This is a genomic window from Streptomyces sp. CNB091 (assembly GCF_000377965.1).
The window spans coordinates 70,180-85,797 of record NZ_KB899009.1; the positions used below are offsets into that span (position 1 = coordinate 70,180).

Annotated in this window: 15 protein-coding genes and 1 pseudogene; 5 read left to right on the top strand and 11 right to left on the bottom strand. The window is 72.6% G+C overall.

Translation table 11 applies throughout. The features are described 5' to 3' along the window. Positions 1–212: 212 nt before the first annotated feature. On the bottom strand, positions 213–1,013 hold the full coding sequence (locus D581_RS0130065) for a VOC family protein (RefSeq protein ID WP_026291040.1): 801 nt from the start codon (positions 1,011–1,013) through the stop codon (positions 213–215). A gap of 116 nt (positions 1,014–1,129) precedes the next feature. On the opposite strand from D581_RS0130065, the pseudogene D581_RS01000000137895 reads away from it, so the two are divergent. Beyond that, a pseudogene (locus D581_RS01000000137895) lies at positions 1,130–1,477 on the top strand (GNAT family N-acetyltransferase); the annotation flags it as partial. Positions 1,478–1,534: 57 nt separating this feature from the next. Here D581_RS01000000137895 and D581_RS01000000137900 read toward each other — a convergent pair. From D581_RS01000000137900 to D581_RS0130120, 10 genes are all read right to left on the bottom strand, one after another. Continuing rightward, complete coding sequence (locus D581_RS01000000137900) at positions 1,535–1,738, bottom strand: hypothetical protein (RefSeq protein WP_032753274.1); 204 nt, start codon at positions 1,736–1,738, stop codon at positions 1,535–1,537. 105 nt (positions 1,739–1,843) lie between these two features. Beyond that, complete coding sequence (locus tag D581_RS0130080; RefSeq protein WP_018960842.1) at positions 1,844–2,836, bottom strand: TerC family protein; 993 nt, start codon at positions 2,834–2,836, stop codon at positions 1,844–1,846. Positions 2,837–2,860: 24 nt separating this feature from the next. After that, the gene (locus D581_RS0130085) at positions 2,861–3,688 is read right to left on the bottom strand and encodes an enoyl-CoA hydratase/isomerase family protein (protein ID WP_018960843.1); all 828 of its coding nucleotides are present in this window, start codon (positions 3,686–3,688) and stop codon (positions 2,861–2,863) included. After that, on the bottom strand, positions 3,685–4,812 hold the full coding sequence (locus D581_RS0130090; RefSeq protein WP_018960844.1) for a cytochrome P450: 1,128 nt from the start codon (positions 4,810–4,812) through the stop codon (positions 3,685–3,687). The genes D581_RS0130085 and D581_RS0130090 overlap by 4 nt, the downstream gene beginning before the upstream one ends. 270 nt (positions 4,813–5,082) lie before the next feature. Further along, a complete protein-coding gene (locus D581_RS0130095) occupies positions 5,083–6,501 on the bottom strand; it encodes a cytochrome P450 family protein (RefSeq protein ID WP_018960845.1) in 1,419 nt (472 codons plus the stop codon). A 64-nt stretch (positions 6,502–6,565) separates the two neighbouring features. Next, on the bottom strand, positions 6,566–7,156 hold the full coding sequence (locus tag D581_RS0130100) for a GTP-binding protein (protein WP_018960846.1): 591 nt from the start codon (positions 7,154–7,156) through the stop codon (positions 6,566–6,568). Next, complete coding sequence (locus D581_RS0130105) at positions 7,131–7,505, bottom strand: DUF742 domain-containing protein (RefSeq protein ID WP_018960847.1); 375 nt, start codon at positions 7,503–7,505, stop codon at positions 7,131–7,133. Before D581_RS0130105 ends, D581_RS0130100 begins: the two co-directional genes overlap by 26 nt. Next, positions 7,502–7,906, bottom strand: coding sequence for a roadblock/LC7 domain-containing protein (locus D581_RS0130110; RefSeq protein WP_007452160.1), 405 nt, complete (start codon positions 7,904–7,906; stop codon positions 7,502–7,504). Before D581_RS0130110 ends, D581_RS0130105 begins: the two co-directional genes overlap by 4 nt. Further along, positions 7,903–9,165: an ATP-binding protein gene (locus D581_RS0130115; protein WP_018960848.1), complete on the bottom strand. Its 1,263-nt coding sequence runs from the start codon at positions 9,163–9,165 to the stop codon at positions 7,903–7,905. Before D581_RS0130115 ends, D581_RS0130110 begins: the two co-directional genes overlap by 4 nt. 326 nt (positions 9,166–9,491) lie before the next feature. Next, positions 9,492–10,601, bottom strand: a complete 1,110-nt coding sequence (locus D581_RS0130120) for a LacI family DNA-binding transcriptional regulator (protein ID WP_018960849.1) — start codon at positions 10,599–10,601, stop codon at positions 9,492–9,494. Positions 10,602–10,753: 152 nt separating this feature from the next. Here D581_RS0130120 and D581_RS0130125 point away from each other — a divergent pair, with 152 nt between their 5' ends. From D581_RS0130125 to D581_RS0130140, 4 genes are all read left to right on the top strand, one after another. Further along, the gene (locus D581_RS0130125) at positions 10,754–11,710 is read left to right on the top strand and encodes a carbon-nitrogen hydrolase (protein WP_018960850.1); all 957 of its coding nucleotides are present in this window, start codon (positions 10,754–10,756) and stop codon (positions 11,708–11,710) included. Positions 11,711–12,266: 556 nt separating this feature from the next. Further along, a complete protein-coding gene (locus D581_RS01000000137905; protein WP_469225751.1) occupies positions 12,267–13,160 on the top strand; it encodes an endonuclease/exonuclease/phosphatase family protein in 894 nt (297 codons plus the stop codon). A gap of 224 nt (positions 13,161–13,384) precedes the next feature. Next, positions 13,385–14,149, top strand: coding sequence for a two-component system response regulator CseB (gene cseB, locus D581_RS0130135; RefSeq protein WP_018960852.1), 765 nt, complete (start codon positions 13,385–13,387; stop codon positions 14,147–14,149). Positions 14,150–14,165: 16 nt separating this feature from the next. Beyond that, positions 14,166–15,428: a sensor histidine kinase gene (locus D581_RS0130140; protein WP_018960853.1), complete on the top strand. Its 1,263-nt coding sequence runs from the start codon at positions 14,166–14,168 to the stop codon at positions 15,426–15,428. Positions 15,429–15,618 lie beyond the last annotated feature (190 nt).

Below are 15,618 nucleotides of genomic sequence, written 5' to 3' on the forward strand. Positions count from 1 at the left end.
ACACGCTAGGCCATATGGGCTTGCATTTACCATTCTCTGGACGATGATCCATCGCAGGTGCGAGGCGTGTCGGAGGAACGTACGGAGGAACGTACGGGTGGGGTGTGGGGAGCCTGTACGGGCGAGCCCGGGTACGCGCCGAGACCCGCCGGGCGCGCGTACGGGCCGCTCCGGTTCTCCGGTCGCGGCCCGTACGGTGTGACGGCCCCCGGTCAGGTCACCGGGCTCGTCGCCGGCATCTCGCCCTCGGTGGTGGTCACGTCGACCACGGTGAACCAGGCGCCCTGCGGGTCGCTGAGCGTCGCGAACCGGCCGAACGGGCTGTCCGTCGGCCCGTACCGCAGCACCCCGCCCCCCTCGGTCGCCTTCGCCACGGCCGCGTCGCAGTCGGGCACGGCGAAGTAGACGTTCAGGTACGCGGGTACCTCCGGCGGGAAGTCGTCGCCCATCGCCATGCGGCCCAGGACCGTCTCCCCCCGGACGTCGAACAGGGAGAAGTCCATCGACTCGTCGTCGAACTTGCGCACGGTGTAGGGGAAGACCGAGGGGTAGAACGCGTCCGCCTTCTTCGGGTCCCGGGTGTGGACCTCGCCCCAGCAGTACCCGCCGGGCGCGCCCATCTCCGTCTCGAACCCCTCGTGGCCGCCGGCCTGCCAGATGCCGAAGACGGCTCCACCGGGGTCGCGGGCCAGGGCCATCGTGCCGAAGTCGTCGACCCGCATCGGCTCCATCAGTACCTCGCCGCCGTTCGCGCGGACCTTCTCCGCGGTGGCCGCCGCGTCCGGCGACGCGAGGTACAGGCACCACGCCGAGTGGCCCTCCGCGCCCGGCATCGGCGGGACGACGGCCGCCGCGGCCTTTCCGTCCGCGTACGCCTGCGTGTAGTCGCCGAACTCCGACGCACTATCGCCGAACGTCCAGCCGAGTACGTCACCGTAGAAGCTCTTGGCGCCCTCGACGTCGGCGAACATGGCGTCCGCCCAGCATGGAGTGCCCTCGGGTTGTACAGCCATGGTGCCGGTCCTTCCCTGGAGTCCTTGTCGTCGGCCCCGCCCGTACGGCCCCCTGCCCGCACCGGCCCCGCACCGGCAACGCTAGTCAGCCGGGGGCCGGTCCGCGCGTCGGGCGCTGGACCACGTATCTGGACGTGGCGGTGGCGGACGAGCGCCTGGAGATCGGCTGGACCTGGTACGGCCGGGCTCACTGGCGCTCGCCGGTGAACACCGAGACGAAGCTCCTGCTGCTGACGCACGCCTTCGAGGAGCTGGGCATGGGGCGCGTCCAGCTGAAGACCGACCACCGCAACGAGCGCTCGCAGGCGGCCATCGCCCGGCTCGGGGCGCGGCGCGAAGGGGTGTTCCGGAGGCACCGGCGGCGGCCGGACGGGAGCTGGCGGGACAGCGTCTACTTCTCGCTGCTGGCCGACGAGTGGCCGGCGGCGAAGGCGCGTCTCACCGCGCGTCTGGCCGCGGGCTGAGAGCGCCTGGCCGCGGGCCGAGAGGGCCGGGGCTTCCGGTCAGGCCGGGGCTTCCGGTCAGGAGGAGCCGGTCCGGTGCCGGGCGGGCCGCTCTTGCGCGGCGTACTCCGCGCAGTCGGGGTTCTCGCAGGGGCCCGCGCGCCAGACGGGGACGAAGATCCCGAGGGACTTGTGGCGGTGGATCTCGGAACGGACGGGCTGCTTGCAGGTCGGGCACATGAAAGCGGCCCGCTGTCGGGTGTCACGCTCTTTGTTCGCCATTTATTCACGATAGGCGGGGCGGGAGATTTTGGAAAGTCTTTCCCTTTGCGTTGCCGATGCATGGCGTCTCGCGTTGCCGTGAAAAGGGCGTTGCTTTCCGTGACCCTACTTGTCCGTATCGCTTTCGGAGGCGTCGGAGGCGTCGGACGCGTCCGTGGGGCCCGGGCTCTTCGCCGGACGGCGCATGCTCAGGGTCACCGAAACGGCCAGAATGACGATGATCACCGCGAGGCTCACCGGTGACGGAATCTCCGGGATCGAGGTGCTGATCATCTTGTGGGAGGCCTGGAGGAGGAGCTTGACCGCGATGAAGGCGAGGATGACCGCCAGCCCGTGGCTCAGGTAGTGGAACCGGTCCAGCAGCCCCGCCAGCAGGAAGTACAGGGCCCGCAGCCCCAGGATCGCGAAGGCGTTGCTGGTGTAGACGATGAAGAGGTCGTCGCTGACCGCGAGCACCGCGGGCACGCTGTCGACCGCGAAGATCAGGTCGGCCGCCTCGATCGCGGCGACCACCGCGAGCAGCGGAGTGGCGACCCGCCGCCCCTCCTCGCGGACGACGAAGTGCGTCCCGGAATAGTGCTCCTGGACCGGCATCACCTTCCGCAGCAGCCGCACCGCGAAGCTTTTACCGGGGTCGAAATTCTCCTCCTGGCCGCTGAGGATCTTATAGCTGCTGTAGAAAAGGATCGCGGCGAAGAGGAAAAGGACGAAGGTGAAGCGGTTGACCACCGCGACGCCGAGGGTCAGGAACACCGCGCGGAACACCAGCGCGCCGATGACGCCGAAGAAGAGCACCCGGTGCTGGTACTCCCGGGGCACCTTGAAATACGCGAAGATCAGCGCGAAGACGAAGAGGTTGTCGACCGAGAGGCTCTTCTCCAGCAGCCAGGCGGTCGTGTACTCCGTTCCGGCGGTGCTCCCGAGCGTCAGGAAGACGACCGCACCGAAGATCAGCGCGAGGCTCACCCACAGCGCGCTCCACAGCCCGGCCTCCTTGAAGCCGATGACATGCGCCTTGCGGTGCGCCAGGAGGTCGACCGCCAGCGAGACGACGACGGTCACGGCGAACACGATCCAGAGCCACACCGGTACGTCCACGCCGGAGACCTCCCACTCGGGTTTTTACGAGTGTGCCCCGCCCGCCCCGTCGCCGCCCGCCGGAGAGCGCCGGGTGGCCGCCGCGACCGAGGCCATCAGCTCCGCGTCGAGGAACGAGGGGTCGGCCAGCCGGGTGGCGGCGGCGTAGGAGTTCAGCAGCGCCTTGGTGACCCGCAGCGCGGCCTCCGGGCGGCGGACCACCGGCTTCGCCCAGGCGGCGACCGCGGCGTCCAGCTCGGCCTCGGGCACCACCCGCTGGAGCACCGACAGCTGGTGCGCCTCGGCGGCGTCGAAGGCCCGGCCGGTGAGGATCAGCTCGCGGACCCGGGCCGCGCCCACCTCGTGGATCAGCCGGGGCAGCAGCCCGCCCCAGGCGGTCGGCAGCCCGAGCGCCAGCTCCGGCAGCCGGAAGGCGGCGGTGTCCGCGCCGACCCGCAGATCGCAGGCGAGGGCCAGCGCGAACCCCGCGCCGACCGCCTTGCCCTGCACCCGGGCGATGGTCACCGCCCGGCCGCCGGAGATCGCCTCGCAGACCCGGCGGGCCTTCTCCCCGGCGACCCGGATGCCCCGGCCGGTGGGGTCCTCCTCCAGCCACTCGGCGAACTCGGCGCGGTCCCCGCCCAGGCAGAAGTCGTCCCCCGCGCCGCTGAGCACCAGCACCCGCACCTCGGGGTCCGGGGCGGCGACGATGTCCAGCAGCTCGTCGAGCATCGCCTCGGTCACCGCGTTGCCGGTGTCCGGCGCGTGCAGCTCCACGTACAGGACGGGCCCCTCGCGCCGGGCGCGTACCGTCGGCGGGCGGTCCTCGGAGCGGCCGGCCGGGGTGAGGAACTCGGGGAGCGAGAGCTTCACAGGGCCACGCCCAAAGAGGTGATCCGTCTGAAGACCATCCGGGGGGCGTACACCGGCCGCGAGACGGTGTGCAGGGTGGGGAAACGATCCAGCATCCGCGCCAGCAGCGTCCGCGCCTCCAGCTTGGCCAGCGCCGCGCCCAGGCAGTAGTGCACCCCGCCGCCGAACGTGAGGTGGCTGCCGCCGCGCAGGATGTCGAAGGCGCCCGGGTCCGGGTTGCGCCGCGGATCGTGGTTGGCCGCGCCGTACAGGACGTGGATCATGCTGTCCTTCTTGATCGGGACCCCGGCCAGGACGGTGTCCTCGGCGGCGATCCGCGTGTTGATGTGGATGGGCGGGTCGTGGCGCAGGACCTCGTCGACGGCCGCGTCGACGTGCTCCGGGTACTTCCGCAGCCACGCCCACCGGCCGGGCTCGGTCAGCAGGGAGGTCATCGAGGTCAGCAGCGTCGCGGTGGTCTCCAGCGAGGCGATGGTGACGAACATCGTGAGCCGGTAGAGGATCTCGTCCGCCCGCTCCCGGTCCGGCTCCATCGCGTCCCAGGTGTGGATCCAGCCGGTCAGCACGTCGTGGCGGGGCTCCGCCCGGCGCCGGGCGACCAGACCGGTGAAGTAGGCCCGCAGCCGCATGGTCGCCTCCTCGGAGACGGCGAGCTGCGACTTGGTGGGGAGCAGTTCCTGGGCGAACACCTGGTTGTGGGTGATCTCCAGGATGTCCGGGTAGTCCTCGGGCGGGATGCCCAGCCACGAGCCGACGGTCATGACCGGCAGCTGCTCGCTGACGGTGGAGACGAAGTCCGCCTCGCCCCAGCGGAGCTTCTCCGCCAGCTCGTCCAGCAGCCGGTCGGCGTCGCGCTCGACGTCGGGGGTGAGGCGTTCGATGGTGGAGCGGTCGAAGAGATTGCCCAGGGAGCGGCGCTGGCAGGTGTGCTCGGGGGCGTTGAGCCGGGCGAGCGTGGTGGTCATCTCCCGGGTCGCTATGGCGTCCCACTGTTTGGAGTCGTCCTGCCGCTGCTGCCAGGCGAGATCCGGGGCGAGCCAGTTGCGGCCCCGGAGCACCTGGCTGCAGGCGTCGAAGCCGGTGACGAAATACCCGTTCCACGGAGCGCGGACGACGTCACCCATCGCCCGGAGCTCCGCGAGTATTCCGTAGGGCTCGGCCTGTCCTTCCGGGGAATTGAGTCTGCGGAGCAGACCGATGACCGCGCGCCGTCCGTCGGGCGTCCTGGTTGTACCGCCAGTGATGCTCACGCAGAGTTCCTCGACCTAGGCCCGTGGTTACCGCACTGAACCTACCCCTCCGGATATCGGCGCCAAGCATCGTTCTCTGTTGCCCCCGTCACATGCAATCGTCACTAAATGCCCGTTGTCATATGCGAATTGTCGGCCTGTGGGTCATACGCGGAACACGTCGAGGAACGAACTCCACCAGCCCTTCTGCTTCTTGGCCGGCTCCCCGGCGTGACGGGGCGTCACGGAGGGCGCGGAGGGTGCGGAGGGGGTGTTCCGGAACGGGTCGGGCAGCTGGGCCGAGGTCGGGGCCGGGGGCTGCGCCCCGGTCCCCGCGCGCCGCGCGGCCGTCGGGGTGAACCGTACGGGCAGCGCGACCAGGGCCCGGTGGAACGGACCGGGCCGCCAGGCCACACCCGAGGCGGGCACGGCCAGCGCGAGGTCCGGGACGGTGTTGAGGATCTTCTCGATCGCGGTCAGCGCGATCAGCGTCGCGGGGGACTTGGCCGGGCACACGTGCGGGCCCGCGCCCCAGGCCAGGTGGGCGCCCTTGCTCAGGGTCTGGCGGGCGTCGGTGAGCCCGGGGTCGCTGTTCGCGGCGGCGAAGCTGATCAGTACGGGGGTCTCCGCCTTGAGCACGACCCCGTCCAGCTCGATGTCCCGCACCGGGTAGTGCGTCGCGTAGTTGGCGATCGGCGGGTTGTTCCACAGGACGTCGTCCAGCGCGTCCTCGACGAGCAGCCCGGAGCCGCGCCGCTCGGGCGTGCCCGGCGCCTCGCCCGCGAGCATCAGCAGCAGCGCGTTGCCGATCAGATTGCGCTCCGGCTCCACGCCGGCGCCCATCAGCATCACCAGCTGGTCCTTCAGCTCCTCGTCCCGCAGCCCCGCCGGGTGCTGGATCAGCCAGGAGGTGATGTCCTCGCCGGGCTGGCGGCGCTTGATGGCGACCAGCTCCATCAGGCACTCGGTCAGCTCGGTGTTGGCGCGGAGCACGTCCTCGCCGTCGAAGATGGCGGACATCGAGCGGGTCAGCCGGTCGCCGATGTCGCCGGGGCAGCCGAAGAGCTGGTTGAACAGCAGCAGCGGCAGGAGCTTGGCGTACTCGTTGAGCAGATCGGCGGTGCCGCGCTCGATGAACTGGTCGATCAGGTAGTCGGCGATCCGCTCGACGTCCCGGCTCAGCCGGGAGCTGTTGAGCCGCGACAGCGACTCGGTGACCGCCTTGCGCAGCCGCAGGTGCTCCGCGCCGTCGGTGAAAAGGCAGTTGGGCCGGTACACCATCATCGGCAGGACGGGGCTGTCCATGGGTACGGCGCCCTCGCGCAGCGCGGCCCAGCGCCGCGAGTCCCGGGCGAACAGCGCCGGGTTCTGGAGCACCCGCAGCGCCGCCTCGTGCTGCACGATCAGCGTGGCCTCCACCCCGGGGGCCAGCTCGATGGGCGCGGCGGGGCCGTGTGCCCGGGACGCGTCGTAGAAGCGGTGCGGATCGGCGGCGAACTCCGGTCCGTACAGCGACGTCTGCTGCTGGTGCATGGGGCACCCGGCGGGCGCGCTGTACGGGGTGGCTCCCGGCTGCGGGTCCATGTCGGCTTCCTCGGTGTGATCGCGGGGCCCGGTCGGCCCCGGCTCGGGATACGTCTGGGGTGGGTCAGGCCGCGTGCGCGAGAAGGTGGCGGACCAGGGTGATCAGGGCCTGCGCGGAGGAGTTCTGGTCCCGGGCGTCGCAGAAGACGACCGGGGTGTCCGGCAGCAGGTCGAGCGCCTCGCGCAGTTCGTTCTCGGCGTGCTGCGAGTACGGGTCGAAGCTGTTGACGGCGACCGCGTACTCCAGGCCGTACGTCTCGACCAGGTCGATGACGGGGAACGTGTCGGCGAGCCGCGCCGGGTCGACCAGGAGCAGCGCGCCCAGCGAGCCGCGCGCCATGTCCTCCCACAGCTCCACGAACCGCTGCTGGCCCGGCGTGCCGAACAGGTACAGCACCAGTTCGTCGCTGAGAGTGAGGCGCCCGAAGTCCAGGGCGACCGTCGTCGTCTTCTTGTCGGGGGCGCCGCGCAGATCGTCGACCTGGGCCGCGGCCTGCGTCATCCGCTCCTCGGTGCGCAGCGGGGTGATCTCGGACAGTGTGCCGATCAGCGTCGTCTTGCCCACGGCGAAGTGCCCGACGACGAGGATCTTCGCCGCGCGCTGCACCGCGTCCGGCACATAGATGCTCTCAGCCGAACCGGACTTGGAGTCCATGCAACACCTCTTCGAGGATCTTCCTGTCAACGAGCTGGGCAGGCGGCGGCGCCTTCCGGCGCAGCAGATGTCCCTGCTGGTTTAAATCCTGGAGCAGGAGACGGGCCACCCCGACCGGCAGGCCGAGGTGGCCGGCGACCTCGGCCACCGACAGATAGCCGCCGGAGCACAGCTCCCAGATCGCCTTGACCTCGGGGCTGGGGTTCGGCGGCGGCTGCCGGTCGGGTGCGAGGGTGACCAGGGTGACCAGGGAGAGGTCATCCGCGTCGGGCAGCCCCCGGCCGCCGGTGATGACGTAGGACCGGACGAACCCGCTGCTGACCTGCTGCTCCTCGCCCGGCGCCGTCATATCTCGCTGCTCGCGTTCTGGCGGGGCGGCGTGGTCATCGCCTTCCCCAGTGCGGTGACCTGCTGCTGCATCCGGAAGGACATCGCCTCCATGTCCACGTCGGCGGCGGCGGTGGCGGCCAGGTAGGCGCCGGTGCCGGCGGCGATCAGGAAGATCCAGCCGTCCTCGTACTCCAGGAGCGTCTGCCGCCAGCGGCCCGGCTCACGGGTTCCGATGAAGGGGGCGACGGCCCGGCTGAGGGACTGCATGGAGCTCATCGCCGCGGCGACGGTCTCCGCGTCGTCCCGGCCGATCTCGCTGGAGTTGGCGAGCAGCAGGCCGTCGGCGGACACCAGGATCGCGTGCCGGGCGCCGGGTACCTGGAGCAGGTCGTTGAGCACCCAGGACAGATCGGGGTTCACTGGAACTCGGGTCCTTCCGTCGTCGTCGTGTCGCGTCCGGACCGGGTGCCGCGCTGGAACGCGCCGAGTCGGGAGGCGGTCTCCTCGTTGCTGCGCACGGGCTCCGGTTCCGCCGATGGCACGGCGGAGACCGGGCTCTTACGACGACGCTTCGGCAGCCCCCCGGCGGTGGTGGTGATCTGGGCCAGCGGCTGGGTGGCGGTGTCGGGCTGCTGCGGGGCGGGCGGGAAGAGCGGGGTGGGCGCCGGAGCCGGGGTCTGCCACTGGTCGGCCTGCCGCACCGCCCGCTGCTCCTGTGGCGGGTAGGGAAGGGCCGCCGCTTCGGGGGCTTCGACGGGCGCCGCGGCCGGCGGCGCCTCGGTGGTGAGCAGTTCGTCGGGGATGAGGACCACCGCGCGTACGCCTCCATAGGGGGAAACGGAGTCCACCGAGACCCGGAAGCCGTAGCGGGCGGCGAGCATCCCGGAGACGGCGAACCCGAACTGCGGCGGGATGCCCAGGCTGGAGACGCTGATCGCGGCCTGGGGGGAGAGGAGTGCCGCCGCGCGGTCCTTCTCCTCCTGGCCCATGCCGAGGCCGGCGTCGTCGACGATGAGGCAGACGCCCGTCGGCACGGCCTGGATGTTGATCTCGACCGGGGTGCCGGGGGCGGAGTAGTTCGTGGCGTTGGCGAGCAGTTCGGCGAGGACCACGGCGACGGGTTCGACGGCCCGGCTGACCACGGAGAAGTTCACCTGGCCGTTGACCCGGACCCGGTCGAAGTGCCGGATACGGCCCTGGGCGCTGCGGGCCACGTCGAAGACGGAGGCCACGGTCTCGCGCCGGCCGAGCCAGCCGCCGCAGAGCACGGCGATGCCCTGGGCGCGCCGGCCGAACTGGCTGTTGGCGTGGTCCATGGCCATCAGGTCGGCGAGGATCCCGGGGTCGTCGCCGTACTTGCGCTGGGCCTTCTCGATCACGACCTGCTGTTCGTCCGCAAGGCCCTGGAGGGTGCGGACGGCGGCCTTGAGGACGGCCTTGGTCTCCTCCTCGGCGTCCTTGCGGACCTCCGCCAGCTCGGTGGACTGACGCTGGAGCAGACCGTTGTGGACGACGTGGATTTCGTCCCGTTGGTGCAGGAGCGCGTCGCGCTCCTGGCGCAGCTCCGCATGGTGTCTGCGGAGCTTGACGTTGGTCGCGCGAGCCCGCAGAACGGCACCCACGGCGACCAGTGCTACGACAACCAGCGCCCAGAAGACGGGGCCCTGTGGAAATGTCATGAGACTCACTTCAAGTGCCATGGCGGAAACGGCTTGACACCCCGTCAGGCGGCACGCAGCCAGGGCTCGTTCGCCACGACCGTGCGCCGCTTCGGGAGGTGTCCCTCCGAAGGTGGGGCCGAGGTTTCATCCCTCCCGGAATGCCCCCATACGCCATCAGCCCACTGGAAGTAAGATGATCTTATCATCGGCCGCGCGGTGAAATGTCAAGGCCGCCACGCCAGTTGCGGGTCGACTCACAACGTTCACATTGCGGAGATGCGGAGGACGGCAACCGGTCGCCGCTCGCGGGAGGTTGGTGAGCCCGGTGAGCCCGGTGAGCCCGGTCAGCCCGTTGAGGCCCGGAGCTCCAGAGACCACGCGTGGCGGCGGACGGTGTCGGGGGCCGCGCGGCCCGCGAGGATGTCGCAGAGCAGCTCGGCGCAGGCGCGCCCGTAGGCGGCGGGGCGCAGGTCGACCGCGGTGACGGGCGGCTCGGCGCCCCGGGTCGCGGTGCCGTCGACGCAGGAGGCGACGAGGAGGCCGCCTCCGAGCGGGGCGTCCTGGTGGGTTCCGTCGGGTGCGCTCTGCCCGGGGGTTCCGTCGGGTGTGCCGCCCGGGTGGGTTCCGTCGGGTGCGCCGCCCGGGTGGTTTCCGGCGGGTGTGCCGACCTTTCGGCCGAGGGCCGCCGCCGCGCGCAGGACGCCGGGGGTGGAGCCGTCGGGGGCGCAGATCACGGCGTCCACGGCGGGGTCGGCGGCGAGCAGTGCCCGGGTGGCCGCTTCGGTCTCGGCCGGGGTCGCGGCGAAGGGCACGGTGCGCAGGGTCACCGCCACCCCGTGGGCCCGCCCCCAGGATTCGGCCGTCGCGCGCAGGGCGGTCGCCCAGGCGGAGGAGCCGGACGGGGCGAGGAGTGCGGGGCGGCGGGCGCCGCGCTCGGTGACATGGTCGAGGAGGGCGGTCAGCGAGGCGGCGTTGTCGCAGACCACGGCGGAGCTGGGGCCGGTGGCCGGGCCGAGGTAGCGCTCGCCGGTCACCACCGGGACGCCCGCGTCGAGCAGCCCCGGCACCGCGCTGTCGCCGGCCTCGGGGTCGATCACCAGCAGGCCGTCGACACGTGAGGCGATCCGCCCGCCCGCCGCCCCCGAGGGGGCGAGCAGCACCATGTCGAGCCCGTCCTCCTGGGCGCGCTCGACCGCCCCGAAGGCGAGGTTCATGTAGTAGTCCAGCCGGGTCGCGGTCGCCGGCAGATGCAGCCCGACGGCTCCGGTGCTGGCGCGGCGCAGTCGCCTGGCGGCGCTGTTGGGGCGGTAGCCGAGCCCCTCCGCGACCGCGCGAACCCGGTCCCGGGTGGCTTCCGCGACCCGCCCCGAGCCCTGGAGCGCGTCGGAGACGGTGCTCTTGGAGACCCCGGCGGCGCGGGCGACATCGAGCAGGGTCACGGTCCGGGAGGTCACAGGGGTGAAGTCTAGACGTTCGCCGTCCGGTGGGACGGAGGGTTGCCGGAACGTTCCGGCAGGGTTAGATTCGCGTCGGTGCCGGAACGTTCCGGCACGTACTCTCCGCCTCGCGCCCGCCCCGTCGGCCCCTCCCTCCCCAGGAACCCGCCATGCGTCTGATCACCGCGTACGACCCGCCCGCTTCCCCGACCCGGACCCGCCCCGCCGAGCGCGCGCCCCTGCGCGTGGCGGCGGTCCAGCAGCGCTGGCACCGGGACCCCGCCGAGCACCGGGCCGCCCTGCTGGAAGGCATCCGGATCGCCGCGGCCGAGGGCGCCCGCGTGGTCTGCCTCCAGGAGCTGACGCTGTCGCCGTACTTCGCCGTCGTACGCCGGTCCGACCACCCCGAGCCGGCCGGACCGGAGGAGCTGCTGACCGGCCCCACCTTCACCTTCGCGGCCGAGGCCGCACGCGAGCACGGCGTGTACGTGCACGCCTCGCTGTACGAGAAGGCCCCGGCGCCCACCGGTGAGGACGACGGCCTCGGCTACAACACCGCGATCCTCGTCGCCCCCGACGGAACCCTCGCCCAGCGCACCCGTAAGACCCACATCCCGGTCACCGAGGGGTATTACGAGGACGACTGGTTCCGCCCCGGCCCGGCGGGCGACGACGCCTTCCCGCTGGTCACGGTCGACGAGGCCCGCTTCGGCCTGCCGACCTGCTGGGACCAGTGGTTCCCGGAGCTGGCGCGCGCCTACTCGCTCGCCGGGGCCGACGTCCTCGTCTACCCGACCGCCATCGGCTCCGAGCCCGGCTTCCCCGGCTTCGACTCCCAGCCGCTCTGGCAGAAGGTGATCACCGGGAACGCCATCGCCAACGCCACCTTCATGATCGTGCCGAACCGCGTCGGCGCGGAGAGGGGCCTCACCTTCTACGGCAGCTCCTTCGTCGTGGACCCGTACGGCCGGGTCCTGGCACAGGCCCCGCGCGACGAGCCCGCCGTGCTGGTCGCCGATCTCGATCTCGACGCCCGCCGCGACTGGCTGGAGCTGTTCCCGTTCCTGACCACCCGCCGCCCGGACGCGTACGGTCCGCTCACGGAGACCGGCCTCTTCACGGGGTGACCGGCGGCTCCCGTCGTCCGGGTCGCGCGTCACCCCGCCTTCGCGTAGCGGCTGTGGGGCGCTCCAGTTTCAGCGTCCCGGCAGAAGTCCTCCCGGGCGCTGACCGATACGTAACCGAAACAGACCCGCGCGGTCCCCGAAGCAGCGCTCTGACCGGCCGGAAGCACGGCTCGCGGACGCTGGGGGCGTACCCGACCCCCGGTGTACGTGACGTTGGGAGAACCGTGCCGTGCTGAGCATCCGGAGGGGCGGCCTGGACCCCCGCGAGGCGAGGGGCGCCGGTGGGCCGGTGAGCCCCCACGAGGCCGTGGACGGTGGCGAGGCCGTCGGCACGGGCCGGGGCCCCGGCTCTCACGAGGCTGTGGGCGGCGGTGGGGGTCCCGGCTCCCACGAGGCTGTCGGCGGCACCGGCGGGGGCATCGACACCTCCACGTGCCCCGGCACCCACGAGGGCTCCGTACCCTCCCCGGCGCCGGCCGCCCACGTACCCTCGGCCGCCCACGTACCCCCGGGCCCCCGGACGGCCGAGGCAGGCCGCCCCCGCCGCCCGGGCCGGCTGCTCGCTGCCGTCGCCGTGCTGTGCGCCGTGCCGATGGCGCTGCACGCGTGGGTCCCGAACGCGGGAGTCAACGCGGGCAGTCTCTTGCAGACGCTGCTGCCCTGGACCGGCCTCGGCGTACCACTCCTCCTCGTCCTCGCCGCCGTACGCCGGTCCCGGACCGCAGCCGTGGCGGTGCTCGCGCCCGCCGTCGTCTGGGGCACGCTCTTCGGCGGCGCGCTCACCGACAAGCGCTCGGGCGGCGGCGGCCTGACGGTGGTCAGCCACAACGTGAACGAGGGGAACACCGACCCGGCCGGCACCGCGCGCGCACTCGTCGGGGCGGGCGCGGACGTCCTGGCACTCGAAGAGCTCTCCGACGCGTCGGCGACCGTCTACACCCGCGAACTGGCCCCCGCCTATCCGCACCACGCGGTGATCGGCGGGGTCGGCATCTGGAGCAGGTACCCGCTGGCGGACGTGCGGGCGGTACCGATCATGCCGTGGACCCGCGCGCTGCGCGCCACGGCCCGGACCCAGGACGGGCCCGTCGCCCTGTACGCGGTCCACCTGGCGTCGGTACGGGTCTCGGCAGCCGGTTTCACGACGGGCCGGCGCAACGAGGCGGCCCGTGAGCTGGCCGCCGCGCTCCGGGCGGAGCCCGCGCCCCGGGTCGTGGTGCTGGGCGACTTCAACGGGACGTACCTGGACGGTGCGCTGGCCCCGGTGACCTCGCAGCTGCGTTCCGCGCAACGGGAGGCGGGCGACGGGCTCGGGTTCACCTGGCCCGCCGCGTTCCCGGTGGTCCGCATCGACGACGTGCTCGTGCGGGGAATGACCCCGCGCGCCGCCTGGACCCTGCCCGCCACCGGCAGCGACCACCTTCCGGTGGCGGCCACGCTGGGCCGGTGACCTTCCCGCAGCGGCCCGGGGATCTCCCTGCGGTGGCTCCGGGGATCTCCCTGCGGTGGCTCCGGGGATCTCCCTGCGGTGGCTCCGGGGATCTCCCCGCGGGGGCCCCGGTGACCTCCCCGCGGGGGCCCCGGTGACCTCCCCGTGGCGGCTCCGGGGATCTCCCCGTGGCGGCACGGGTGACCCGGACCGCCGCCCTCCCCCGACTACGATGCGAGCGACCGATGACCTCGAACGCCCAGGTAGGCAGCGTGTCCGAAGCCCGGCGTCCGGCCCCGTCCACGGCCCCGGCCCCCGTCAGCGTGCTCGTGGTCGAGGACGACGCCACCATCCGCCGCGCCGTCCAACTGGCCCTGGAACGCTACGGCTACCGGGTCGGCGTGGCCGCCGACGGGCTCAGCGGCCTGGAGGCCTTCCGGGCGGGCGCGCACGACCTGCTGATCCTCGATGTGATGCTGCCCGAGCTGGACGGCATCGGGCTCTGCCATCGGATCCGCGAGGAGAGCCCCGTCCCGGTCCTGATGATGTCCGCGCGCGGCGACGCCCTCGACGTGGTCGCCGGCCTGGAGGCGGGGGCCGACGACTACGTGGTCAAGCCCGTCGACACCGCCGTCATGGTCGCCCGGATCCGCGCCCTGCTGCGCCGCGCCACCTTCCGCCCGGAGGCGGAGGGCCCGGCCGGGAGGCCCGGCCGGGCCGACCACATCCTCGTCTTCGGGGACCTCAGTGTGGACACCCTCGGCATGGAGGTGCGCCGGGCCGGCGAGACGGTGTCGCTGACGCCGACCGAGCTCCGCCTGCTGCTGGAGTTCGCCGCCGCGCCCGGCTCGGTGCTCGACCGCCGCCGGTTGCTGCGCGAGGTATGGGACTACGGCTGGGAGGGCGACACCCGGGTCGTCGACCTGTGCGTACTGCGGCTGCGCAAGAAGATCGGCAGCGGGCGGATCGAGACCGTCCGCGGCTTCGGCTACAAGCTCGTCCGCGGCTGAGCGGCCGGCGGACGCCGTGGACTTCCTCAACCCCCGCGCCCTGCGCTGGAAGATCGCCGCCCTCGCCGCCGCCGCGTGCTGCGCGGTCGCGGCCGTCGTCGGCTTCCTGGTGCACGACGCGACCCGGGAGCGCGGGCTGCGCGTCGGCCACGACCGGACCCTCACCCGGCTGATCGCGGCCGAACGGGAGTACGGCCGTACGGGGAAGGCCCCGGCCGACGTCGACGTACGGACCAGGGCGGAGCTGCCCCAGCCGCTGGCGCGCGATCTCGCCGAACACCGTCCGGACACCGACGGCGGGTACGCCACCTGGTACGACGTCGAGCCGCCCAACTGGTACTGGATGTGGGGCGCCGTGGCCGTCGGCGAGGATCGGATCCTCGTCGTCCGGGACGACATGAGCACCGAGGTCCGCAGTCTCCAGCTGCTGGACCGCAGCATCGTGAAATCCGTTCTCGCCGCCCTCGTCTTCGTCGTCCCGCTCGCCGCCCTCGCCACCGAGCCGATCAACCGGCGGCTGCGCCACGGAGCCCGTACCGCCCGCCGTATCGCCGACGGCGACCTGGACGCCCGCATCGGCCCCGGCGGGCGGGCCCGCGACGAGATCACCGAGATGTCGGCGGCCGTCGACGACATGGCCGGCGCCCTCCAGCGCAAGCTGGAGACCGAGCGCCGCTTCACCGCCGACGTCGCGCACGAACTGCGCACCCCGCTCATGGGCCTGGTCACCGCCGCCGGGCTGCTGCCCGACGACGAGGAGGCGACCGTTCTCGTACGGGGCCGGCTGCGAGCCCTGAACGCGCTGGTCGAGGACCTGTTGGAGATCTCCCGCCTCGACGCGGGCGCCGAGCGGGCCCGCCTCGACCCGGTGCCGCTGGGCGAGCTGGTCGCCGACGTGGTGCGGCGTACGGGCACGGACACCCGGGTCGACGTCGGGGCCGCCGAGGTGGTGGAGACGGATCCGCGCCGGGTCGAGCGGATCGTGGTCAACCTCGTCACCAACGCCCACCGGCACGGCGCGGCCCCCGTCGCGGTGACCGTGACCGGGGCGCGGATCGCCGTACGCGACCACGGCCCCGGTTTCCCGCCCGACCTGCTGGAGCGGGGCCCGCAGCGCTTCCGCACCGGCGCGAGCGAACGCGGCCGGGGGCACGGTCTCGGCCTGACGGTCGCCCAGGGCCAGTCCGCGGTGCTCGGAGCCCGGCTGACCTTCGCGAACGCCCCGGGCGGCGGAGCGCTCGCGACGCTCGACCTGGCCCCGGCCCCTCGTCCGGCCTGATACGGAACCGATACGCACTCTCGCGGGGGCGGAAACGGCGCCGTACGGGTGCGGAAGAACGGCTCCTCGAAGGTGACAGACGTGACAGACGTGACAGACGTATGGGAAACCGCACCGGTCTGGTCCTCGGGGTCGTCCTGCACCAGCGCGCCGGCACCACCCCCACCGAGGGCAGCACCGCCGCCCACGA